The organism is Moorena sp. SIOASIH (assembly GCF_010671925.1).
Taxonomy (GTDB): Bacteria; Cyanobacteriota; Cyanobacteriia; order Cyanobacteriales; family Coleofasciculaceae; genus Moorena.
The window spans coordinates 172,473-195,223 of the sequence record NZ_JAAHIH010000007.1 but is presented as its reverse complement, the minus strand read 5'-3'; the positions used below and the strand labels follow the sequence as shown (position 1 = coordinate 195,223).

The window sequence follows — 22,751 nt, the reverse complement described above, 5'->3', positions numbered from 1 at the left end:
TTCCCTGTTCCCTTTTTCGATCAATCTTATGTTCACAACTCAAATACAAATGCTATAGGTCAATCTTGCTCTAAAATATCAGACGTGAAAGGACAATTCTGGGGGAAACTAACAGATGGATAATTCCTGATCACCTTCTTGAGTGGATATCTGTAGCAATCGTAAAAGACTGATTCGAGATAAGGCTTGAGGCTAGGAGATTCAGACAACAGAAGATTAATCTGTTCTCTCTGCTCTTCGATGGTATTTTCCCAGCCTCGATAATCATCTTCTGAATCGACATACTGCCTTTTAAGCAAGTGTTCCATCAAAACTTTAAGTCTACTCTGAAGCTCTCGTCTATCAGATCGTCCCAAGGATGTTATCTCCTCAATTAAATTATCTATGTCTAACTCATCAAAGTTTCTTGTTTTGAGTTGCTGGCAAGTTGTCTCAGTCCACAGAACGAAGTCCTGATCATACAAGTCACTATTCCTCATTGCTTGCTCCTCCTTTTATATTTTTTTTAACGATTATATCATCTCACATTTTCTTCTGGTAAAACTGTTGGCAAAAATTAACGATAATCTTGAGTATTTGATAGAATAAATCAAAATAAAAGCCTGAATATTCATAATAGCTTGTATAGCGGTTTTCAATTTGGTGAGGTACAAAGTTTCTGGTTTTAGGGAACAGGGAACAGGGAACAGGGAATAGGGAAGAAAGAAGAGGGAACAGGGCAAAAATTATGTGTACCTCATTAGGCTAAAAACCGCTGTATCTTACATATATTCCGCAATGGGTAGTGCTATAATTCAGAAACAGCCATAAAAATCTCCCCATCTCCCCATCTCCCTATCTCCCCATCTCCCTATCTCCCCACTCTTTCCCTTTTCCCTTTTTCCCAACCATGGATACAACTCAAACCCCTTTAACATTGCGCCTGTGGACGGTTGAGGAATACCACCGGATGGCTAAGGTGGGAATTTTGCAGCCGGATGAACGAGTTGAATTAATTGCAGGACAGATAATTAGACAAATGAGTCCCCAGGGAACTCCCCATGCGACTGCGATTCGGCTCACTCGCCGATTGTTGGATAATCGTTTAGGAGAGCAAGGCTTAGTTCAAACAAAATTACCAATTCAGTTAAGTAATTACTCCGAACCCGAACCAGATCTAGCCGTAGTTATGCCAGATGAACTGCGATACCTAGACCATCATCCCACACCATCAGAAATTTATTTAATTATTGAAGTTGCTGATACTACCTTGAAGAGGGATTGTGAACTGAAAGCTAACCATTATGCAGAGGCAAAAATTGCTGATTATTGGGTGATTGATTTAACTAATCGTCAATTGCATGTTTTTCTAAAACCGACTGATAAAGGGTATCAAAGTCAGGTAATTCTGGCAGAGGAGCAGATAATTTCACCGTTACAGTTTCCAGATTGTTTATTGACTGTATCTGAAATGTTGCCACCATGGATTCCGGAGTTTGTTGAGGGTTGATACTCCCCAAATTATTCCCTATTCCTCGTTTTTATTTTCCTGTGCTATCAGCTATCAGCTATCAGCTAATGCATCCCAGCCTCGAAGTCTGTGCCACGCTGTTTGCGTAGCGTGGCCAACGGCCAAGGACTTTTCCCCAGACAAACAATTCTCATTAATCTGGAACTATTAAATTCTCTCGTTCTAGGTTTATTTCAAGCTGTTCGCGTAGCGTGGCCAACGGCCAACGGCTGTTCGCGTAGCGTGAGCGAAAAGCTCACGGCTGAATGCTTACCCTGTGCTTTATCGGTCTGTATCAAACAATATATATATTTTATAAATGAGATGTAAAATTAGGAGTTTTTTTTGTCTTGGAAAATAAAAATCAGGATATCTTTACCCTCTAGCATGCATGCCTCTTGACTCTTGCCTCTTGCATAATGGAGTATGTTCACAACTCAAATATAAACCCTATAATTAGCAGTAAAAATGTTAAGTTAAGCGTGATATACTGGCGATACCAAATAAAATCAGATGGTATCCCAACTAGAGTTAATTTTCGCCATAAAATTATAAAGTCAAAATTTTGGAATGACACTGCTGGAACTGCGATTTTATCCCATTAAAGGCAAGCAAGATTGCTTCAAAGTGAGCGTGGAGGGTTCATTAGGAGAAGTCCATCACGAAGCTGGTCTGCCTTTTCTCGACAGTGAGACTCCCGATGTCCAGGATAGACGTTTCACGGTAGTTAAGATATTAGAGTCAACTCACTTCAAAGAGGATAACTTTTCGGAAGATGAGCAGGCTTGGATGGTACGTGAGCAACTGCTACTACCGGAGCAGAATGCTTTTGAGCCTGAATACTTGGCTACGATTGGGCGTAAGCTCTATCAACTATTAGGTAAAGACATTCAGCTGGTAATAGAGGCAGCAGTAGCAGAGGCTAAACGCGATCGCATTTTCTTACATATTCGGTTGCGGTTTCCAGCAGAAGACCCCAAACCTGTCCGCATTACTGATTATCCTTGGGAATTACTCCATAACCAGTATGGGTTTCTAGCCCACCAAGGGGTGACCTTCTCGCGCTATATTGCTTATCCTAGTCCTCGTCCTAATTTACCTGGAGTTGAACGGCTCAATGTCCTGTTGATTTCCTCTGGGGCAGGGGATGAGAGAATCGGACTGAAATCGTTACCTGCTGTTGAAGGAGATGCGATCGCAAACGGATTGCAACAGGCTCAGGAACAAGGGAAAATCCAACTGGAAATTTTAGAATCTGCTACATTAAAAGCACTCCGCAGGCGGTTGTCAGAGCGCCAAACCTCAGCAGTGCCTCAGGTTCTGCATTTTGATGGACATGGCTTTTTTGGCAAGCGCTGTAATCAAGTAGGGTGCAGGAAGGCAATCTCAATGAACAACTGGGTGATTAATGTCGGGGAAACGGGAAATCGAAGGCAGAAGGCAGAAGGCAGAAGTAAAGGAGTAAGGTTTAGGAGTAAGGTTTAATCGGAGATGGTTTTTTATCACTAATTATCCGGAAATGATATCAAATCTTATCCCTCTTGCCTTTTGCCTCTTGCCTGTTCCCTGTTCCCTGTTCCCTGTTCCCTGTTCCCTATTGCCTATTCCCCATTCCCCACACATAACCTCTTCGCCACATGAAAACCAATCAGATAAGCAGTCATCTGCGTACTAATCCGGGGTAACGGCACAGCAGAAAGGTCAGCCACATAGACATTAGCTGAGCCGTATACTTTCCCAGTATCTATTGCATTGTCGAGTCCTTTATCAATCGCCTTACCGAATAGGCATCCCCCGGACAAGTGCTGCTCCGATAGTAAAAACCTGCGACTGTAAACATCAACATACTCCTCAATCTGGTTCTCCTGGTAGGGCATTTTAGTTACCAGTCGCAAGAACCACTTAACTAACCAATGTGGCTGTTCTCCCAAGCCATTCAACAGTGCCATGTGCTTGGCAATCTCACTGTTAGCTACCACTTTATCCTGATTGAAATGGGATTGTTCCTCTTCTCCAAAGAAATCTAATTCAATCCGAGAGTCGTCCCTTGAATAGCAACCCTCTTTAGCAGCATTAAACTTAATCGCCGCAGTAATCAAGCTTGGGTCATCATGCCATGGTTTGCCTTGAAGTAAGTTATAAAGTCCCCATAACAGATTAATGATCAAATTGACTGCCTGAAGAAACACCCTGATCACATTCTTGATGATATTAAACAACCAAGGTAACCTGATCACGAACTTCTTGAGCCAGTTTGGGAACAGAAATGCCAGATAAAGGTGGGCAATCATAAACCACAGCCTCTCAAAATTACCGGAAAAGAAATCGAAGCAGCAAACCGTTTCCTGTCCCGGTTGTTCTGGTTCTGGTTGCCATACCGTTGTCCCAAACACAGGGATGTACACATCCCGAGGGGTAACATCAATGCTCTTGTCCACCACGTAGAGACCCAGGGGCATGACAATATGGTCATTCACATGCTGCCCGATCTCATTGTTTTCCAATTCCTCGCGGTGAGACCAGAGCAGCCGTGGCGTCGCACCCCCTGCGCACATAATCACCTTTCCACCATCCCTATTCAGAGACAAGCGCTCCGTCATCCCGGTGTCCAGGTACTTAACATGCACCCCCACGCACCGTGGTTTTTGCCCTTGCTCCTTAGAAAACTCAAGTCTCTCAACCCTACACTTAGTCTTGATCTCCACTCCCTGGCCAAACCAATCGACAATGGATACTCCGCTGTGGGTTCGCTGCCCAAATGAATTGAACTGGGTTGGAAAAAGGTGCAACAGGCCGGTATCGGTGACCTCCAAATTAGGAATATTGTCGATAGCGTCTGTGCTCACTACAAAACCAACCTTCTCAGCCGCCTGGAGTACTTGTTTAGTCACAGGTGACGGATCCGTTGCCGGGTTTGGTCTAGCAAACTTCTGATTCAACTCTGCCTTCAGGCTGTCCCAATAGGCTGCCGTTTGACCAATATGTGTCGCCAGCCACTCCGACGACTCATGCATCATGGTATAGTTAATCGAGCCGCCACCACCCATAGTACAGGCTCGCCCCGATATAATCGGAATACCCTTGGGGGTCAGGGCATTGTGCAGCTTGAATACCTTTTCCTCCGCGTAGGACTTAGTCCAGTTGTTCTGGTGGGTAATGTCGCTAGTAGTAAAGAAATCATCCCCCTCCTCCAGCACTAACACCCGCTCCCGGATAGACCTGTCATTACCAGCTTCTAGGTAATAGCTCAGAAACCCACAGGCTCCATTACCAGAGCCAACCACGATCGTATCGTACATCATCGCAATGGTTTTTTAAGCAAATTATTTTATTGTATCAAATAGGGAACAGGGAACAGGGAACAGGGAACAGGGAACAGGGAAAGAGAGGGGGGAGTGTGGGAAGATGGGGAGATGGGGAGATGGGGAGATGGGGAGATGGGGAGATGGGGAGATGGGGAGATGGGGAGATGGGAATGGGGAGATGGGAAGTGTGGGAAGTGTGGGGAGATGGGGAGATGGGGAGATGGGGAGATGGGGAGATGGGTAGCCGTGTGAGTGCTAAGAATTGGTATAACCTTAAACCTTAACCCTTCAACCACCCAACCTTAACCCTTCAAGCACCCAACCTTCAACCACCCAACTTTCAACCTTCAACAACCCAACCTTAACCCTTCAACAACCCAACCTTAACCCTTCAACCACCCAACCTTCAACCTTCCACAACCCAACCTTCAACCTTCCACAAATCAACCTTCAACCTTCCACAAACCAACCTTCAACAAACTCCCGATGCTCTGCTGTTGCCAATCCCTGGTTAAGGATTGCGATCACTCTGGATAAATTACCAGTTAGTAACGCCTCTTTATCCAACCACAACCCTGGAAAAACCTCACTTTTTATAATACCTACTTGATTAGGCTTAAGCTGACTATACTGACCTTCTACCTCTTCAACCCGCCAAACAATATACTCTTGAACTTGATTGCGACGATAAACCTTTGCTTTATCATGTAAATCAATGGAAACACTACTAGCCGCAATTTCTACAATTAATTCTGGGGCACCTTCGACATAATCATCATCACTAACTGTTGAGCGTCCTCCAATTTCAAGTCTAAGCAGTGCATCGGGTTGGGGTTGATTGTCAGGATCAAGTCGGACTGTGGTGTAGAAGCTTTGTAGAGAAACAGCCAGCCCATAATCGAACTATGGGGTTCCGCATGTCTTTTGAATCGTAAGGGAGATGCCATATAAACGATTCCTTCAATCAGTTCAGCTTTTTTGACATTGGCCATGGCATCATAGCGACGCTCAAACTCAGCCTGAGTCAGCCTGTCACCGTTTTCCAGAGAAGGAATTGTTGGGTTGAGTGCGATTGGCCGTAGGCCACGCTTCGCGATCGCATTTCGAGTCATAGTTTTTATAGCAGTAATTGGGTTAGGTACTGCGTCGGGGGATGTTAGGGAACAGGGAGCAGAGAGCAGGGAGCAGGGAGCAGGGAGCAGGGAGCAGGGAAAGAGAGTTAAGTATGGTAAGTGTGGTAAGTGTGGTAAGTGTGGTAAGTATGGGGAGATGGGGAGATGGGGAGATAACCAGATGAAATTGATCTTTAGCCGTAATTTCCAGCAATTGATAACTATGATATAGCCTTTTCCATACTTATGAGGTGCATTCCACATAGTTACCCCTACTCCCTACTCCCTACTCCCTACTCCCTACTCCCTGTTCCCTGTTCCCTTTGCTAAATAACATCACAAAGATAAATTAGTCTAAATCTTTACCATAACTTTAACTCAAATTAGTCAAACAAACAGAACGTATACACAAAATCAACCTGTTTATCAACCTAAGCATTGGAGAATCATGATAATAAAAACTATTAATTGAGTTATCGTCATGAAGTCAGGGTCAATGCAAAGAACTCAAGCCTATCAAAATGTTATGGAAATCCTCGTTGAAGAAGAAATCGAGCGACGACTAGAGCAACTTTCGCCCGAGATAGCTAAAAGTATTAATCCGATCGAAGTAGCGACCTATGCTCTCAATCGCCTCCCACCCTTGTATGCGTCTAGTGAAAAAGGTTGGAAGTACCAAAAGCAACGAGGAATGGAGGAGTTAGCTAAGCAAATTAGTACAGTGGTGAGTCGGTCAATCAGTGCTGTCCAAAAGGATCCCATTCGACTAGCAACTCCTTTATTTGATTCTAAAGATGCAGCATCTCAGCAAGCCCTAAAGCGGCTTAAAAAATTGCTATTACAGGAAAACCTATCATGGTGGGAACTTCCTCGGGTTGTTGAGCAAGCTCTAATTAAAGCGTGGCATGGAGAGATTAGCTGGAAGCATCATGAGCAGTTTTTTGTACAAGTCGCACAGCATAAAATACCAGTAAAATCTGGAGCCGCTTGGGGTATGGATAGGTATGGTCGGTGGTAATTTCTGAGCAGAAAACCTGGTTTTAGGGAGTCGGGAGTCGGGAGTCGGGAGTTGGGAGTCGGGAGTCGGGAGTCGGGAGTCGGGAGTCGGGAGTCGGGAGTCGGGAGTCGGGAGTAGCGCTGCATCGCTATTCCTTATTCCCTAACATCCAGAACCTGTGTACCTCTGATGAGGTACACAGGATTTTTTCCTTCTTGCTAGCTTGCCTTTTGCCTCTTGCCTCTTGCCTCTTGCCTCTTGCCTACTCCCTACTCCCTTATCAGTAAAAAGGATTCATCAAGACTTCTGAACCGCTGCCAGTAACCGCTTATTTTGAATGTCAGAAAAGAGTTCTTCGTAACGGTTGAGAGCTTGATCAAAGGAATAATGCTGAAGAGCATGTTGTCTACTTCTGTTGCCCAGTAATGTAACTGTTGCGGGATCGTTATACAACTCTAAGATTGTTGCTGCTAGAGTTTCTGGATCCTCTGGGGGAACAACGATGCCACCGCCACTTTTTTTGACAGCTCTGGCAGCGGTACCATTAGCAGGAACAGAAGCTAGGATGGGGCGACCACTAGCTAGCAATACTTGGATTTTAGAGGGCATATTGAAAGAAATTACATTTTGCTTTTGTATGACCAATCCCACATCCGCTGCTGCTAGCATTTCCGGTAGTTTTTCCCGAGGTTGAAATGGCAGCAGCTTAACATTATTGGCTTCCCAGGTCTTACAGCACTGCTTTAGTCGGCCTAAGGCTTTCTGTTCTCCGACGATTACAATCACAATATCTCGAACGTGACGCACCCTAGATGCTGCCTTAATCAGAGTTTCTAAACCTTGAGTGAGGGCAATATTACCGGAGTAGAGTATAACGAACTTACCATTAAGGTTATGGGCAGTGCGAAAGGAGTTGTTTTCTTTTGGTAAAGGACGGATGAAGTTAACATCAACCCAATTGGGAATCTTCACAATTTTAGAGCTTGGCACACCCTTGCTGCGCAGGTTATCGGCAAAGCCATCAGCAATAACACTGATTTTGGTGACTGTGCGGTAAGCAAACCTTTCTACAACCTCTAATGCACGGATTAGAGCTTGGTTGCTCAGTAAGCCTACTTTAATCGCAGCTTCTGGCAAAATGTCTTGGAGATTTAGAATTACTGGCGTTCGGTGTATCCACCCCAAAACCGCCGCTGGTAGGGAAACTAGCAGTGGTGGACTAGTTAAAATAATGATATCAGGGCGAGGAGAACTCAGAGCCTTGAGGAAGCTGGTAGCAACAAAGCTGGCCTCTAGCAATAATCGGTCGATCAAATTGGGTTTCGGGCGAATCCGCACATAACAGCGATCTACAATCACACCGTTGATGTGTTCGGTAAGATACAATTTCCCTCGATATCCCTCATAAATTTGGCGTTGAGGATAGTTGGGCATGGCAGTAATGACCCGAACATCATGGCCTCTTTTGACCAACCCTTCTGCTAGTTCAGTCATCAATGGGGCAATCCCAATTGGCTCTGGATGATAGTTGTAAGAATATATTAGGATTCGCATAATCTCTAGTAGATGTTGCCAGCCGGGTGTAGACTCACCAAATTTGTGTATTGATGATTTATTGGCTTTAGCACTGAGAACTCAGGACCATTGTTAAGTCAGGTTGGTGGTGCAAAATGCCCAATCAGGGATTTTAAGCCTATAACTATTTATTCGGCTTCAATTCCATATTTTACGCCTGAATGACAGTTTTTGTAACAAAATTTAACATAAACCCCCTTGACCAAAATATCATAATTGTGCATTACTAAAGCCTATTTAAGAGCTACAGCAAGAATCTTTATGCCAATTCTGATTATGGCTGCAACTAATAAATCCTCCCTTTTGGTAATTAGTAATTGGTAATTGGTAATTGGTAATTAGTAATTGGTAATGAGCGTCTGATTACCGAGCTATGACGACTAGTTTGTGAAATCAAATGATAATTTTATTTACCAATAATTCTATTTATATCGAAAACTAAAATATTTTTCATGGGTGCAATCCCGCAATTTAATTTCAAGAAATAATTTTTTTTATTTCAGAATTTTTACGGATGGCAAAGGAAGTAATATCAAGTCAGGTTGAATACCCATAATTAGAGGGAGGGTGGGGAGATGGGGAGATGGGGAGATGGGGAGATGGGGAGGTGGGGAGATGGGGAGATGGGGAGATGGGGAGATGGGGAGATGGGGAGATGGGGAGATTTTTATTAAGGGTAATTATCCCGACATGATATAAATGTTTATTAAAAGTCATTATGCAATCGACAAAGTAGATTTACAAAAAATAAGTAATCTCCTTTCCAAGCTGCGTCGAAGAATTGTATAGCGTTTTTCATAGCTATGGTGGGGTACACAGAATTTTTTAACTATTCCCTGTTGCCTGTTGCCTGTTGCCTGTTGCCTGTTGCCTGTTGCCTATTCCCTGTTGCCTGTTGCCTGTTGCCTGTTGCCTGTTGCCTGCTCCCTATTCCCTACTCCCTACTCCCTACTCCCTACTCCCTATTCCCTATTCCCCATTTTGCAAAGTATTGACTACAATTTTCTAGGATGGCTTTGGCAGGTGTTTCAGCTTTGGACTTCGTCTACAAAGCAGCGAGTACACCTTGGCAGAATGTTGTGACCAGTTGCTCAACACTAGAAGGGGGTAGTGGTTTTAGGCCGAGAGTGGGATATTGTTACTGGTCACGTATTTGACGAAGCCATGGGGCACTTGGGAAATCTTTGTTAGGTGCGCTTTCCCCATTAAGAATTAAATTCGCCACGGGTCGCACCTGTAGATAGCTCTGGTAAGGTTTCCCCTAGATAGTCTCGCTAAGTAAGCAGCATACATCATTCAAGGAGAAAACGATGACCATGTCTCGTGTAAAGACAATTTTAGCGACCATGTTACTCAGCATATTATTGCTGGTAACATCCTGCGCTCAAAAAGCCCCCTCTCGTTTTGACCAGGCACAACAGGCCAGCAGCCAGGCTAGAAGTGGTCAGGCTGTTGCCAAGAATGCCACTCAAGGGTCTCAATTCAACAAGTTTTTCCCACCATCAGGGGGCGGTTATCAACGAGTCTATACCCAGGAGAAAAAAGGCTTTGCTCAAGCCAAGTTGAAGAAAAATGGCACTGAGGTGGCAGTTCTCTCAATTTCTGATACCAGCAGCACTCCTACCACTGCTGCCAAATATCAGCAAAGTGGTCAAACCATTGCTGGTTATCCAGCCCGGGAAATTGGTTCAACTCAAACCGCTATTTTGGTCGGTAAGCGCTACCAGGTAAAAATCCAATCCCGAGATTCGTCGTTTACCGCTAGCGATCGCAAAGCCTGGTTAGCAAAATTTAACCTCAGTGGTCTGTCCCAACTTAAGTAAATAAAATGCGTAAGTATTCAGCTATCAGCTATCAGCGTGTCGCGTATCAGCTATCAGTTATCAGCTATCAGCGTGTCGCGTATCAGCTATCAGCTATAAGTTTTAAGCTTATGGGCTACGCCCACGCTACGGGAACAGTTTATGGGCTACGCCCACGCTACGGGAACAGCCAAAGGCAAACGGCTGACGGCTGACGGCTGACGGCTGACCACTGACCACTGACCGCTAACCGCTGACCGCTGACCGCTGAATGCTTACTAAAATGCTACAAGGAAAAAGGTGAATGGGAATAACCATCCTCAATCACAAAAATCACAAAAATCACGGGTGAGTAGGTCATTAGTCATCAGTCATTAGTCAACAGTAACTACGATCAGACTCGGTTTTGGTCACTCAGGACTAATAACCAAGGACTAATGACCAAAAACTAATGACTCAAAAGTATCAGATTGTAAAGGAGTCTGAGTGTGAGCAAAGCAATTTATGAAATCGTTGATGATCTGCCAACGAAGAACCTGACCATATCGGCCCTGAAGTCCCTAGACTTTGTTGTGCCTGGACAGTGGGAAAATTTAGTGGGATTTGAAAATACCATTCGTGGGATCACTGGTGAAGAAGACGAAGAGGTAATTCAGGAAATTGGCGATCGCGCGGTCTATCTGTTCAATGACCGCTCCCAGGGCTACCAACGAGCGCTGTGGATTTACCAAACTATAGATAGCACTGGTACGGCGTTGGGGGCAGCAGCTTTAGCGAACAAGGTTGGTGAAAAAGTTCCCTTGCTGGGTTTCTTGAACAGGTTGACTCCGAAAGCTGACAAAGCTCAAACCATTGATCTGTCCATCAAAGTAGTAGGGGAATTGATCGGATTTTGCCAAATTAATGGTCTGCCTGGAGATAGCATTGGTGACTTTGTGGCTGCCTTAGCTGACTATGGTGGCGCATCTATAATGCGTATGGCAGCACTGGTTTGTTTTGATGGTCTGATTCCCCTTGGTCCTGACTTTATCATGGGAGTACAGTCAACTCTAGAGGGTCTAACTCCGAAAGAGTTGGAAGACAGTGGGAGTTTCAAAGGGATCCAGGATGCGATTCCTGGGGATGATTCCCAGAGCAAGCTCAGCTTTATTGGTCAAAGCTTTGAATCGGTTAAGGGATGGATGAGTGATTTCGTTACTGACCGAGGTGTGACCCCAGAACAAATCGCTAATAACTTGCAAAGTTTTATTGAGTTTTCTGATGACAAGTTAGACTATCTCGCTGCTTTTCTAGATATGTCCACCAACTATTACGAACACACTGGCATTCAAAGTCTGGCGCGTAGCTTAATTGAACGCGCCGCAGCGGAAATCTAGCACCATTTACGCATTAGTAGACAATTACGTTGGTCAGACAGACGTTGGTAGGAAACTTCGTCTGTCAGCTGATTCATAAACATCAACCCTCTACCTCCTTCTTTTTCTAAAGGGTCATAGTCCTCTTGGTAGAGGGATTCCAGCTTGGATTGGAAATCAAAAGGCTGTCCATAGTCCCAAAGCCGCATTTCTAATCCATCAGTAAATAACTTTAACTCCAGCTCTATTACTGTAGTGTGAGGTAAATGTCGATGAGCATGGCGTACTACATTAGTAAATCCTTCCACCAAAGCAATTTGACACTGCTGCCAAAATTGCTGAGGCAGTAGGTCAGAAGTGAATTCCTCAAACCACTGTAATACATCTTTGACTTCACTCAAGTCTGTTTGGACCATTAGACGAGATTCTCGAAGCGGTTTGCCATTGCACATTAACCGACTGAGTTTCCAGGTTTTATTAATAAGCACCACTATTTTGTAAGATAAAAACAACAATGACTCTTCTGCAACACGGAGGTTACGATGATCATGTCGATGCAGATCGGTCTAGTGGGAACCACTATATTAGCCTAAATTGATCGAATTTGATGGTACTTTTAAAAATTCTGGTGTTTACACGGTCTATGGCATTAGACTTGGGGGCAGTTGTCGGGAACTTCGGACAAGGGAACTTCGGATCAGCGGACAAGAATTGAGAAAGACAGCATCAGAAAAATTCTTTGGCAAGAGGTCTATTGTGATAGTTTCTTAAAAAATAGTTTTCGATTCTAAGGTAAGCTAGGCTGGCATCTGATCAATTGCCATCACCTTCGCCACTAGGGGCGAAGGTGCTTATCCCAAACTCATCTAACCATACAACTACATTCCATCTTTACGAAGCACCACCAGGATAGTTTTGAAGATAAGTCTGATATCATGGGCTAAGCTCCAGTGATGTTGGTATTTTAAGTCCATTTCAATGATATCCTCAAAACTACGGATTTTTGAGCGTCCATTCACCTGCCACTCACCAGTGATACCCGGTTTTACGTTTAAACGTTGCCACTCCGGCACCTCATAGATTTCTACTTCATTAAGTGTTGGTGGTCTTGTACCTACTAAACTCATCTCCCCTTTCAAAACATTCCAGAACTGAGGCAGTTCATCCAAGCTGGTTTTCCGTAAAAAATGACCCACTCTGGTGATTCTGGGGTCATTCTCATTCTTAAAAACTTTGCCATCGGCTTGATTGTTAACTTTCTCTTTTAGCTGTTCAGCGTTAGCACACATGGAGCGAAATTTCCAGATCCGAAACCGCTTTCCCATCCAACCACAACGGATTTGACCAAAAAAAATCGGACCAGGGCTATCTAGCTTAATCGCAAGGGCAATGGGAATAAACAAAATAGCAGTAATTCCCAAACCCACGATTGCACCCACAATATCGATTAATCGCTTCACCGGAGATCTAACGGAGGGATGGGTTGTTGGTAAGTGATTTACTGATTTGTTGGTGCTTAGTGTGGTAATATTATCTGATGGTTCTATAGCTAACCTTTGGTCTAGTCCTGTCATGACCAATACAGACATGACTTGGGGAGTGACATTTTTAAGCAACGTTTTAACCCCTTGCTCTAGGGCACTTTTGTGATTACTCACTAATGCACCGATACCACTGCTATCGATAAAATTAGTCTGGTGAAAATCAAATATGATTGTTTCAGGCAGAGGTATTTTTTGGAGAAGCTGCTGGAATAGTTGCTTAAACTCCACAGCTTCTAGTACACTGACACGAGTGGGTAATTCCACCACGGGAGTATCTTGTGAGAACATTACCTGGAAATTGTCGCTCTTGACTGAATCAACCATCATAGAAGAAAAACCGCTAGATTCTAACCTATAGTCTTGACCATTATTTTGTCCTAGAACGTTACGATTCGCCAAAAATTTAGTCATATATCATGAAATCTTTGAAAATGTGAACATGCTCTGTGGGAATCAACCAACTGCCCGCCTGATCGAAGTTTTTTCTGCGATTCAAGGGGAAGGGCTAAATGTTGGCACTCGTCAGATCTTTATCAGGTTTGCCCTATGTGATCTAAGATGTCATTTCTGTGACAGTTTCCATACCTGGGCTGTCCCTCCTCAATGCCAGGTGGAACAGACTCCCGGTAAGCGTGACTTTGAAACTTATCCAAATCCAGTCCCCTTGCGATCGCTACTGAAATGGGTTGACAGACAAAATCAACATCGATTGCACGATAGTATTAGCCTCACTGGGGGTGAACCTTTACTTCATACTCCGTTTCTGGTGGAATTTCTGCCTGAGCTACGACAGTTAACTGGATTGCCCATTTACCTAGAAACTGGCGGTCATCGTCCTGAAGAGATGGCAATGGTTTTGCCCTATTTGGACTCAGTGGGTATGGATATCAAGTTGCCCAGTGTGAGTGGAGAGAACAGATGGGCTGCTCACAGGGAATTTCTCAAGCTGTGCCACAACTCCTCAGTGGAGGTATTTGTCAAGTTAATTATTGATTGCCAGACTGACCCCACGGAGTTAGAACAATCTGCTGATTTGGTAGCAGCCCTTAGCCCGGAAATTCCAGTATTTCTGCAACCAGTGACTCCGGTGGAGGGGTCTGTGCAACCAATAGTTGCTCCTACTCCGGAGCAGGTTCTGGCTTGGCAGGCTTTAATGAAGCGTTCTCTTCAGCAAGTACGGGTGCTCCCTCAGACCCATAAAATGATCGGTCAGCTTTAGGGGTTTGTTGAAGGTTATTTGGTTGAAAATTCTTTGGTTAAAGGTTATTTGGTTGTTCGCGTAGCGTGGCCTTTTGGCCAAGGTTATTTGGTTGTTCGCGTAGCGTGGCCTTTTGGCCAAGGTTATTTGGTTGTTCGCGTAGCGTGGCCTTTTGGCCAAGGTTATTTGGTTGTTCGCGTAGCGTGGCCTTTTGGCCAAGGTTATTTGGTTGAAAGTCAACAAACAACAGTTAACAATCAACCATCAACAAACAACAGTTAACAATCAACCAACAGTTAAGTCTTGCCTAGACATCACACTACATGCTTGTGCCTTCTCGCTTGGCTTTGGCTTGGGCTTTGGCTTTAGCAGCACTGCGTTTGAGAGCAGAGAGCCGGTCTTCGTATCTGCGCCGTAAACGACGACTAGGGGTGATTTCAATTAAGGTTTTCAAGGCACTGCCTAGACTCTTGTAGGCATTGGGTAGGGTATAGCCGAAGCGAGTTGCAAGTGCGATCGCTTTTTCGTCTGCTTCGATGGCATATTTGAGGTTTTTCTCCCCATTGTTTTTTTGATACAGTCGCCAACCTGAGACTCCGCACAGGGCTAATGCCAACAGCAGCAGTAAGCCATCTTGTACCCAGAGTTCCCCGACAGCACCCCCTAAACCAATGGCTAGGGCTGCCATTTCCCACCCTTCTTTAGGAATTGTGTCATTTTGAATCCGGGCAACTTCATGCCAAAACAGGAGGTTACGCTGGTCAAGGGCGAGCTGCTCCCATTTAGTTAGGTCAATTTGAATTTCCACCTCGTCTGAACCCAGTTCTTCACAACGAACCAAGGGGGGATTGACTTCTGTGGACCCTTCCACCATCACCCAGCTTTGTAGCTCTGGTGGTAGTAAGGTTTTTAGTCGTCGGAGTTCACTCATTTCTGCTCTAGCAGAAGAGGCTGCATAGGATGTCATTCATATCCTCCTAGAAAAAACTTTTTCAAATTGAGATGTGTTTGACCGGACACTATCGACCGATTCGATTTACCCAAGTTTAAGATGTTGTGTACTCGATTCATTAAACTTCCAGGAAGCCAAGCATCAGTAGTACCCCAAACTAATGCCGTCAGCCGTCAGCCGTCAGCCGTCAGCCGTCAGCTTATTTTATTCAAAAGCACCCAAGTAGCACCATCTGTAGCGCATAAGCACCTCAAGTAGTGTGGCACAGGCTTCTAGCCTGTGAAGCATAACCTGATAGCTGATAGCTGATAGCTGATAGCTGATAGCTGATAGCTGATAGCTGATAGCTGATAGCTGATAGCTGATAGCTTACCTAATCCCTAAGGGTACTACTGGGCACTAAACGCGATCGCATGGTCTTGCCTTTGTGTATTTAAATTTATAGTAGCGTTTCAGGGCTAGCAGCTCAAAAACCCGATTAACCCATCAGAAATTATCTCTATTAGCCGATCACCCTATCTTCAGATTCCTATAAAATTTTAGCTACCCTGTATCAGTCAATTTCCGGAATATATTGCAGCTGATCTGGAATAATTTTCAGCAAATCCTCTAATCATCCTGATATTCGGATATGACCAAGCCTTCCCAAAATCATCCCCCATTACCAAAGGGAAATCAAAGCCGGAGTGCTGTAGCCACTGTACTGAAATGGGGAAAACGCCCCTCTACTATTACCTTTGCCATGATCTCCCTGACCATTGGTCTGGTGGGATATTTTGGGGTTAGGATGTGGCTATACCAAAACTTACCTGGCTGGATTGAAACTGAACTGAGTAAGGTCATCAAGCGAGATGTACGGGTTGGACAACTGAAAGCCTTATACCTGACTAGCCTAGAGTTGGGACCATCCTCTATCCCAGCTACAACCACTGACCCTGACCATGTGGCTATCAAAAGGATCAAAGTAGGCTTTAATCCCTTGCCTTTGCTTCTGAAACGCCCTTTGCCTGTCACGATTAACTTGGTAAATGTGGATGTGTATGCCCAACAGGAGGCGAATGGGGAATGGATTAACTTAAAAGACTTGAATTTCGATAATTCCTTCTCTCCTCCGATTGATTTTGATGCTAAGGTGCGGGTTTGGAATGGTAAAATTGCCCTCTTACCCTATGGTCATACTAGTCCATTCAAGGTCAGACTTGATGCTACTGCTGGCTTATCGGACAAGAATAAGCGTCTCAAGTATAGTATCACAACTGCTATTGCTGAGGGTAAGACCAAACTGAAGGGCAAGACATTGCTGACAACTGGGCAAACTCAAGCTAGGGTCAATGTCCAAAACTTGGCATTGGCGGAGCTGATGCCGTTAATCAAAGCGGTTATTCCCAATATCCCAGCTAATCTCCAATCTGGTGAATTAGATGCCAAACTCGCTATTTCCCTGCCTTCGATTAAGGAAATCCCCGATGTTAAGGGTAAGGCTGACTTGAAAGGGATTCAGGTGCAAGTCAACCCGTTGAAGGAACCGGTGAAGGCTAGCGCTAGACTGCGCTTCCAGGGAGACCGGGTGCGCTTAGAAAAAACTCAGGGAAGTTATGGAGCAATTGAGGCGTTGGTATCTGGTCAAGTAGGTTGGACAAAAGGGTTTGACCTGAATGTTGAGGTCACTCCCTTTAGCTTGGCGCAACTGCTGAAAACTGTTCCGGTGAAATCCCCAGTGCCAGTAGATGGGGAAATGGCAGCGGACTTATCGATTACCGGTCCGATTGACCAGCCAGATGTGACTGGCAAACTACGCAATACTAAAGTGACCACCATCGACAAGGTTAAGTTGGCTCAGATTCGGGCTGACGTGGCTGGGAATTTTTCCCAAGTGGTCCTGACGGATTTCTTAGTAAAACCTGAGGCTGGTGGGAAAATTACTGGGCATGGTCAGGTTAAACTAGCTAGTGACCAGCAAGGGGGAACTAAAGGGCAGGGAATGCCCCTAGCGTTCGATTTTATCGCTGCCCTTCCGGTGGATGCCATGCTCCGTAGGAGCGGCTACGCCAAAGCATCTCCCTATAACCTGCTATCTCAGATTACCCTGGGCAACCTCGACGCCCAAGCTACCATTAGAGGAAACACTCAAAACCCCCAAGGGAGTCTGATTTGGCAAGCACCAGCGGTATCCACTTCATCCTCAAAAAATATCGGGGTTTCTGGTGCTGGAGAACTCCTGTTGCTCAATCAGAATATTTTACTACGTAACACCCAGGTCAAGGTCGGTAAAGGGACAATTACTGCCACGGGTACAGGAAACCTGAAAACTAGTAAGTGGGAAGCTGCTATAGTGGCTAACGCTGTGCCTCTAGACCCCTTCTTACCCCTGTCGGGACAGTTGACCCAAGGAAAAATAAACCTCTCTGGTAGTCTCAAATCCTTTTCTCCTAAATCTATTGAGGCAACAGGAGATATGCAGCTGGGGGTAGAAGGGGGTAAGGTGAAGGCTACAGGTCAGGTAAATCGGGGCATGGTGGAATTGGAGGCCAGAGCCTCTAAAATTAAACTGAATAAGGTAGTGCCCAAGTTGGGTTTACCGATTGGTTTGGATTCTGGCAAAATCAACCTTTCTGGTTCCCTGGAGTCTCTGCTATCCTCTAGCTCAACTCCCAACCTCAATAGCCTGATCAATACTATCGATGGCAATTTTAATGGGTTGCTCGGGGTGGGTGGGGGCAAGGTGAATGCTACAGGTGAGCTAAACTCAGGGAATCTGGATGTCAATGCATTAGCTGGCCAAATTAAGCTCAATCCCCTAATTCCCAAGTTGACCATACCAGTAGCGCTACAGTCAGGTCAGCTTAATCTTTCTGTAACACTGGCATCTCTGCTCGCCTCTGCCTTGAATCGGGACTTGAACAGCCTCAATACTATCAACGCCAATTTTCAGGGAAACTTAGGAGTCGCTGATGGTCAAGTTAAGGCTACAGGTGAGCTAAACTCAGGGAATCTCGATGTTAATGCATTAGCGGGTCAAATTAAGCTCAATCCCTTAGTTCCTAATTTGACCATACCAGTAGCGCTACAGTCAGGTCAGCTGAATCTTTCCGGAAGCCTGGCATCCCTACTCGCCTCTGGCTTGAATCAGGACTTGAACAGCCTCAATACTATCAACGCCAATTTTCAGGGAAACTTAGGAGTCGCTGATGGTCAAGTTAATGCTACAGGTCAATTAAATTCAGGGAATCTCGATGTTAATGCATTAGCTGGTCAAATTAAGCTCAATCCCCTAGTGCCCGATTTGACCATACCAGTAGCGCTACAGTCAGGTCAGCTGAATCTTTCCGGAAAAATAGCATCTCTACTCGCCTTTGGCTTGACTGGGGACTTGAAGAGCCTAAATACTATCGATGCCAATTTTCAGGGAAACTTGGGGGTCGCTGATGGTGAAGTTAATGCCAAAGGCCAGTTAAATTCAGGGAATCTGGATGTTAATGCATTAGCTGGTCAAATTAACTTGAGTAATAGTATTCCTAATCTAACCCTACCGATAGCTCTCAAGTCAGGTAACGCTAAGCTTTCTAGTTCTCTAGAGTCTCTACTGGCTTTCGGCTCATCATTTAACCTCGACCTACTCAAGGCAATTCAGGCTAGCTTTGATGGAAATTTAGGTGTAGGTGGTGGTAATGTTAATGCTATCGGTCAGTTAACCTCTGGGGTGCTGACTGCGGATGCGATCGCAAACAGCCTGGATGTAGGGGAAATCGCATCTCAAATGGCCTTGGCTAACTTTCCAAGCTCTATCGATACCCAAATCGGGGGTAAAGTCAAGTTAAAGAGTCAACTTAACACCCTAGACCCCCCAACTTTACTGAATCAGACTGACCTACAAGCAGACCTCAACGGAGTACTAGCCCAAGGCAAACTTAACCTAAATAGCACCCTCAGCAAGGGTCTATGGCAAGCTGCCATCAATACCACTAATCTTGATTCATCCTTGCTGGTGAGTCAGTTATTACCGGAGCTAGGTAACCAAAAACTAGAGCTAGGACCGGTCAACAGTCAACTGAATTTATCCGGAAACCTTAATCCCCTGCTCAATCCTGGTGCTATTGCTACCATTAAAGCAAATACCATATCGCTAGAGTTGTCAAAACACTCTTTTAATGCTAGTGGAGTAATCCTACTGTCCCATCTCACCAAAACCAACCCTAGTCAGATGCCATGGGAGATTGGAACTGATCTAAACCTAGAGGTTGGTTCTGATCTCAGTAAATTACCCTATAACCTGCTATTGAGTCGGTTACCTTTGGAGCAAATTTCCCCAGGGTATCAAATTCAGGTCAAGGGTCAAGCTGACTTGAACGGTCGCATCCAAGGGAAAAATTTACTCTCAGCCCCTTTCCTACCTGGGAATTTGAATCTGACCGGGAATCTACAGCTATCGAATTTGAAGGTTAACGACTTAACCTTTGAGCCAGTGTTAGCTGGGCCAGCAACCGTTGCGCCAGGACAAGAATTAGCGATGGATTTACGAGGAAAGAAAGATGCGATCGCAACTCGCCTCCAACCCTGTACTAGAGGAGACCAATGTCTTGCTCCCTACCTGCCTGCATCCTTTACACTCCAACAGGGACAAGGGTCACAATTCCCGATTCTGCTCACAGGAGTACGCCGGGGAGATAGCTTAACCGCTCAAATCAAGAATTTCTCCCTAGCTATCCTTAATCTCACCCCTGGTTTAAGGTACGGTATTCCCGGTAGATTGGAAGGTGAGGTGACAGGGCAAGCAAACCTTAATCTTTTCACCCTAGAAACCTCTGGTCGTAATACTATCGACATTAAGCAACTTGCTCTAGGAGAAATCAAAGCTAAACAAGTTAGTGCTAACTTCTCCTATCAAGATCATATTGCCCAGATCGCATCAGCTGCTTTAATCTTAGGCAACAGTCGATATTTATTCAAAAATGGTCGATTTAATCTTAAGTCTCAACAAATAAATGGCAAGCTTACTATTCCAGAAGCTTATATTGAAGACCTCCTGACTATTGTCAAAGGTGTTGATATTATCGACATCGTCCAAGGATTCCAAACTACTAATTCCTCTACTACTAATTCCTCTAGTAATAAAATTGGTAACAAGAAATCTGGCAACGCTGACCAATTACGACCATTCCCTACTATACCAGCAGGCTCCCTAGCTACTCTCCTACGACGGTTTGCCAAAATTAATGCCCAAGACGACTCTGTCCCTAACCCCTTCGAGCCTACTACACTCCTGACTAATTTAGATATTCGAGGTAAGTATACTGGGGAAATTGCTGTTGCTGGTATCTTGACTAATCCTAAAGTAAATTTTAATGTCGAGGGCAACAACTGGCAGTGGTATGCTAATTCTCCCAATCAAGTTATTGTGGTCAACCAATTAGTTGCTAAAGGAAGTTACGACCAAGGTGTGATTACTGTCCAGCCAGCCCGAATGGAATTGGGTGAAACAGTCTTAGCATTTCAAGGACAGCTTGCCCAAGAAAGCAACTCAGGAGACTTCCTCCTCCAGAATTTATCTCTAGAGACAGTTAGCAACTTAGCAAGCAATTTTGTCACTATTCCCTTTGAGATTGCAGGTAACTTAAATGCCAAAGGCCAGCTGGGGGGTAGTCTCACCAATCCCCAAGTCACCAATGGGCAAGTCGCTGTTGTAGATGGCTCCGTCAATAATACCTCCCTTGATGATATTGAGGTGACTTTCGACTATGTTGATTCTCGTCTTGACTTTGATACCAACAAACCAGATTATCTACAAGTCTCTGGTAAAGTCCCCTTTCCCCCCAAACCAGATAGCGATCGCATCGATATCAACCTCAAGCTGGCAACTCCAGCCATGGCACTCCTGAGTGTAGTGACTCAAGAACAAGTGGCATGGGTGAATGGAGAGGATAGAACCGCTGATATAGAACTGGATGTTAGTGGACGTTTGGAGTTAGCAGATAGTATCAAAATTAAAGATTTATCAGGAACATCTGAGGTTAATATCCAGAATGGCACTTTCAAAACTAAGCTCCTAGAAGATGACTTCACCCTCAATGTTGTAGGCAAGGTTAAGTTAGATCAGCAGCGCCTGGAAGTAGTAAACTATCCAGATAGAGAAGGTCAAAAAACTATCGAGGGTAACCTAGCAGGGATTGGATTTTCTGTTTCGGGGGAATTGCCGATAGCCTCAAATAAGATAAACTCATCCAATCCCCTAACCCTGACAATTCCTCAAGATAACCTAAAATTAGCAGGGCTCTATCAAGGGGGAGTAGCCGGTAATGTCGTGATTACTGGTTCAGCATTGCGTCCAGTTCTTGGAGGAAACATTAACTTAGAAAATGGCCAAGCCTTTATACCGAAGATACAGGAAACCAAGACTCAAGCAACTCAAGAAAAAACCGTTAAAAATACTTCTAATCAAACTACCTCAGTAGTACGTAGTAGACTAAATAACCAATTTGTGCCTAGGTTAAAGAACTTTCAGGTAAATTTAGGAAATGAGTTAAGAGTGCAACAGTTTCCCCTATATGATTTTAGACTAGCTGGTGATTTAACCCTCAATGGTCCTATCAATGGCAATCTCCAAAACTTAACAGGATTGGGAACAATTAAGCTACGACGTGGGGAAGTCGATGTATTAGAAACCGAATTTGTTGCAGACAGGCGGCACAATAACACCATTGTATTTGTACCAGAACAGGGATTACTCAATCCCAATTTAGATCTTAAGTTTACCACCATAGGGTTTGAGCCTTCTGGTGCCTTACGTCAAAGACGGATTGATAACGAAATCCTTGAGAATGTCTTGCGGTCTTCTCGACCAGACCAAGTGAAGGTAACCCTCGCCATCAAAGGTCAAACTAGTCAAATCCTTGCCCTAGGAGGAGAGAAAGATTATTGTGCTGATCAGCAAATTACCAGTAGTGGACAAGATAGTGGACTAGCTAAACTTGCTTCAAAAACCACCATCTTGTCTCGGAAACAATTCCAACAGCTTGCTGAGTGTGTTTATGGCGAAGCTATAGCTAATAGTGAAGACAAAGCGTTTCTATTTTCTCCCATTGTAACCTTAACCAGTACTCCTCCCCGGACTGAAAGTGGAATTATCGCTCTGCTGGGTAACAGTTTTGTTAACCAAGTTGAGACTATCGCTAACAGCAACGAACGAGAAATAGCTGAGTTAGTGATTACTCAGTATGTTGTTCGACCAATTATCAAAGATATTTTCTTTACCGTTGAAGAAAAAGTCAGTAATGTCGGTAAATCAATCGGATTAGCTGATTTACAGGTTTACCCAACCTTCGATGCCGTTTATGATTTGGGCGAAACCTATTCAGTTGAATTGAGCTACGACTACGTGTTTAATGAGGTACAAGTTAGATATAAATGGCAATTTTGATTAGCTAG

19 protein-coding genes and 1 pseudogene are annotated in these 22,751 nt (G+C 44.5%); 10 read left to right on the top strand and 10 right to left on the bottom strand.

The window, feature by feature from the left end:
• Positions 1-59: 59 nt before the first annotated feature.
• Both F6J90_RS36985 and F6J90_RS36980 read right to left on the bottom strand, forming a co-directional pair.
• On the bottom strand, positions 60-479 hold the full coding sequence (locus F6J90_RS36985; protein WP_293105815.1) for a DUF29 domain-containing protein: 420 nt from the start codon (positions 477-479) through the stop codon (positions 60-62).
• 33 nt (positions 480-512) lie between these two features.
• The gene (locus F6J90_RS36980) at positions 513-722 is read right to left on the bottom strand and encodes a hypothetical protein (RefSeq protein WP_293105812.1); all 210 of its coding nucleotides are present in this window, start codon (positions 720-722) and stop codon (positions 513-515) included.
• 167 nt (positions 723-889) lie between these two features.
• Between F6J90_RS36980 and F6J90_RS36975 the strand changes: the two genes are divergently transcribed.
• Together F6J90_RS36975 and F6J90_RS36970 are read left to right on the top strand one after the other, a co-directional pair.
• Positions 890-1,489: a Uma2 family endonuclease gene (locus F6J90_RS36975; protein WP_293105810.1), complete on the top strand. Its 600-nt coding sequence runs from the start codon at positions 890-892 to the stop codon at positions 1,487-1,489.
• 570 nt (positions 1,490-2,059) lie between these two features.
• Positions 2,060-2,974: a CHAT domain-containing protein gene (locus tag F6J90_RS36970; RefSeq protein ID WP_293105807.1), complete on the top strand. Its 915-nt coding sequence runs from the start codon at positions 2,060-2,062 to the stop codon at positions 2,972-2,974.
• 116 nt (positions 2,975-3,090) lie between these two features.
• Here the strand turns inward: F6J90_RS36970 and F6J90_RS36965 are convergent, their stop codons facing one another.
• The gene (locus tag F6J90_RS36965; protein WP_293105804.1) at positions 3,091-4,791 is read right to left on the bottom strand and encodes a GMC family oxidoreductase N-terminal domain-containing protein; all 1,701 of its coding nucleotides are present in this window, start codon (positions 4,789-4,791) and stop codon (positions 3,091-3,093) included.
• 29 nt (positions 4,792-4,820) lie between these two features.
• Between F6J90_RS36965 and F6J90_RS36960 the strand changes: the two genes are divergently transcribed.
• Positions 4,821-5,078: an isopentenyl pyrophosphate isomerase gene (locus F6J90_RS36960; RefSeq protein ID WP_293105801.1), complete on the top strand. Its 258-nt coding sequence runs from the start codon at positions 4,821-4,823 to the stop codon at positions 5,076-5,078.
• Positions 5,079-5,244: 166 nt separating this feature from the next.
• Here F6J90_RS36960 and F6J90_RS36955 read toward each other — a convergent pair.
• A pseudogene (locus F6J90_RS36955) lies at positions 5,245-5,906 on the bottom strand (Uma2 family endonuclease).
• A gap of 496 nt (positions 5,907-6,402) precedes the next feature.
• On the opposite strand from F6J90_RS36955, the gene F6J90_RS36950 reads away from it, so the two are divergent.
• The gene (locus F6J90_RS36950; protein WP_293105798.1) at positions 6,403-6,924 is read left to right on the top strand and encodes a late competence development ComFB family protein; all 522 of its coding nucleotides are present in this window, start codon (positions 6,403-6,405) and stop codon (positions 6,922-6,924) included.
• Here the strand turns inward: F6J90_RS36950 and F6J90_RS36945 are convergent.
• Complete coding sequence (locus F6J90_RS36945; protein WP_293105795.1) at positions 6,834-7,049, bottom strand: hypothetical protein; 216 nt, start codon at positions 7,047-7,049, stop codon at positions 6,834-6,836. The two genes, F6J90_RS36950 and F6J90_RS36945, sit on opposite strands and share 91 nt — an antisense overlap.
• Positions 7,050-7,200: 151 nt before the next feature.
• The gene (locus F6J90_RS36940) at positions 7,201-8,457 is read right to left on the bottom strand and encodes a glycosyltransferase family 4 protein (RefSeq protein ID WP_293105792.1); all 1,257 of its coding nucleotides are present in this window, start codon (positions 8,455-8,457) and stop codon (positions 7,201-7,203) included.
• A 588-nt stretch (positions 8,458-9,045) separates the two neighbouring features.
• Between F6J90_RS36940 and F6J90_RS36935 the strand changes: the two genes are divergently transcribed.
• The 4 genes from F6J90_RS36935 (at position 9,046) to F6J90_RS36920 (ending at position 11,656) form a co-directional block, all read left to right on the top strand.
• On the top strand, positions 9,046-9,177 hold the full coding sequence (locus F6J90_RS36935) for a hypothetical protein (RefSeq protein ID WP_293105789.1): 132 nt from the start codon (positions 9,046-9,048) through the stop codon (positions 9,175-9,177).
• Positions 9,178-9,366: 189 nt separating this feature from the next.
• Positions 9,367-9,561 (top strand): hypothetical protein, encoded by a 195-nt coding sequence (locus F6J90_RS36930; protein WP_293105786.1) that lies wholly within the window; start codon positions 9,367-9,369, stop codon positions 9,559-9,561.
• A 227-nt stretch (positions 9,562-9,788) separates the two neighbouring features.
• Positions 9,789-10,301, top strand: a complete 513-nt coding sequence (locus F6J90_RS36925) for a hypothetical protein (protein ID WP_293105783.1) — start codon at positions 9,789-9,791, stop codon at positions 10,299-10,301.
• Between the two features lie 467 nt (positions 10,302-10,768).
• Positions 10,769-11,656, top strand: coding sequence for a hypothetical protein (locus tag F6J90_RS36920; RefSeq protein WP_293105780.1), 888 nt, complete (start codon positions 10,769-10,771; stop codon positions 11,654-11,656).
• Here F6J90_RS36920 and F6J90_RS36915 read toward each other — a convergent pair.
• A complete protein-coding gene (locus F6J90_RS36915; RefSeq protein ID WP_366513989.1) occupies positions 11,653-12,147 on the bottom strand; it encodes an ATP-binding protein in 495 nt (164 codons plus the stop codon). The genes F6J90_RS36920 and F6J90_RS36915 overlap by 4 nt on opposite strands.
• Before the next feature lie 366 nt (positions 12,148-12,513).
• Positions 12,514-13,503, bottom strand: a complete 990-nt coding sequence (locus F6J90_RS36910; protein ID WP_293106447.1) for a sugar transferase — start codon at positions 13,501-13,503, stop codon at positions 12,514-12,516.
• 115 nt (positions 13,504-13,618) lie between these two features.
• Here F6J90_RS36910 and F6J90_RS36905 point away from each other — a divergent pair, with 115 nt between their 5' ends.
• Complete coding sequence (locus F6J90_RS36905) at positions 13,619-14,398, top strand: 7-carboxy-7-deazaguanine synthase QueE (RefSeq protein ID WP_293105778.1); 780 nt, start codon at positions 13,619-13,621, stop codon at positions 14,396-14,398.
• A 37-nt stretch (positions 14,399-14,435) separates the two neighbouring features.
• Here the strand turns inward: F6J90_RS36905 and F6J90_RS36900 are convergent, their stop codons facing one another.
• The gene (locus F6J90_RS36900) at positions 14,436-14,624 is read right to left on the bottom strand and encodes a hypothetical protein (RefSeq protein WP_293105776.1); all 189 of its coding nucleotides are present in this window, start codon (positions 14,622-14,624) and stop codon (positions 14,436-14,438) included.
• Between the two features lie 72 nt (positions 14,625-14,696).
• On the bottom strand, positions 14,697-15,344 hold the full coding sequence (locus F6J90_RS36895) for a DUF3318 domain-containing protein (RefSeq protein WP_071104436.1): 648 nt from the start codon (positions 15,342-15,344) through the stop codon (positions 14,697-14,699).
• A 616-nt stretch (positions 15,345-15,960) separates the two neighbouring features.
• On the opposite strand from F6J90_RS36895, the gene F6J90_RS36890 reads away from it, so the two are divergent.
• On the top strand, positions 15,961-22,743 hold the full coding sequence (locus F6J90_RS36890; RefSeq protein ID WP_293105771.1) for a translocation/assembly module TamB domain-containing protein: 6,783 nt from the start codon (positions 15,961-15,963) through the stop codon (positions 22,741-22,743).
• The last annotated feature ends 8 nt before the right edge of the window (positions 22,744-22,751 follow it).

What these genes read in the sequence shown, in the direction of transcription:
- F6J90_RS36985 (WP_293105815.1), bottom strand. Translation starts at nt 479, where the DNA reads ATGAGGAATAGTGACTTGTATGATCAGGACTTCGTTCTGTGGACTGAG.
- F6J90_RS36975 (WP_293105810.1), top strand. Translation starts at nt 890, where the DNA reads ATGGATACAACTCAAACCCCTTTAACATTGCGCCTGTGGACGGTTGAG.
- F6J90_RS36970 (WP_293105807.1), top strand. Translation starts at nt 2,060, where the DNA reads ATGACACTGCTGGAACTGCGATTTTATCCCATTAAAGGCAAGCAAGAT.
- F6J90_RS36965 (WP_293105804.1), bottom strand. Translation starts at nt 4,791, where the DNA reads ATGATGTACGATACGATCGTGGTTGGCTCTGGTAATGGAGCCTGTGGG.
- F6J90_RS36950 (WP_293105798.1), top strand. Translation starts at nt 6,403, where the DNA reads ATGCAAAGAACTCAAGCCTATCAAAATGTTATGGAAATCCTCGTTGAA.
- F6J90_RS36945 (WP_293105795.1), bottom strand. Translation starts at nt 7,049, where the DNA reads ATGCAGCGCTACTCCCGACTCCCGACTCCCGACTCCCGACTCCCGACT.
- F6J90_RS36940 (WP_293105792.1), bottom strand. Translation starts at nt 8,457, where the DNA reads ATGCGAATCCTAATATATTCTTACAACTATCATCCAGAGCCAATTGGG.
- F6J90_RS36925 (WP_293105783.1), top strand. Translation starts at nt 9,789, where the DNA reads ATGACCATGTCTCGTGTAAAGACAATTTTAGCGACCATGTTACTCAGC.
- F6J90_RS36910 (WP_293106447.1), bottom strand. Translation starts at nt 13,503, where the DNA reads ATGGTTGATTCAGTCAAGAGCGACAATTTCCAGGTAATGTTCTCACAA.
- F6J90_RS36905 (WP_293105778.1), top strand. Translation starts at nt 13,619, where the DNA reads ATGCTCTGTGGGAATCAACCAACTGCCCGCCTGATCGAAGTTTTTTCT.
- F6J90_RS36895 (WP_071104436.1), bottom strand. Translation starts at nt 15,344, where the DNA reads ATGACATCCTATGCAGCCTCTTCTGCTAGAGCAGAAATGAGTGAACTC.
- F6J90_RS36890 (WP_293105771.1), top strand. Translation starts at nt 15,961, where the DNA reads ATGACCAAGCCTTCCCAAAATCATCCCCCATTACCAAAGGGAAATCAA.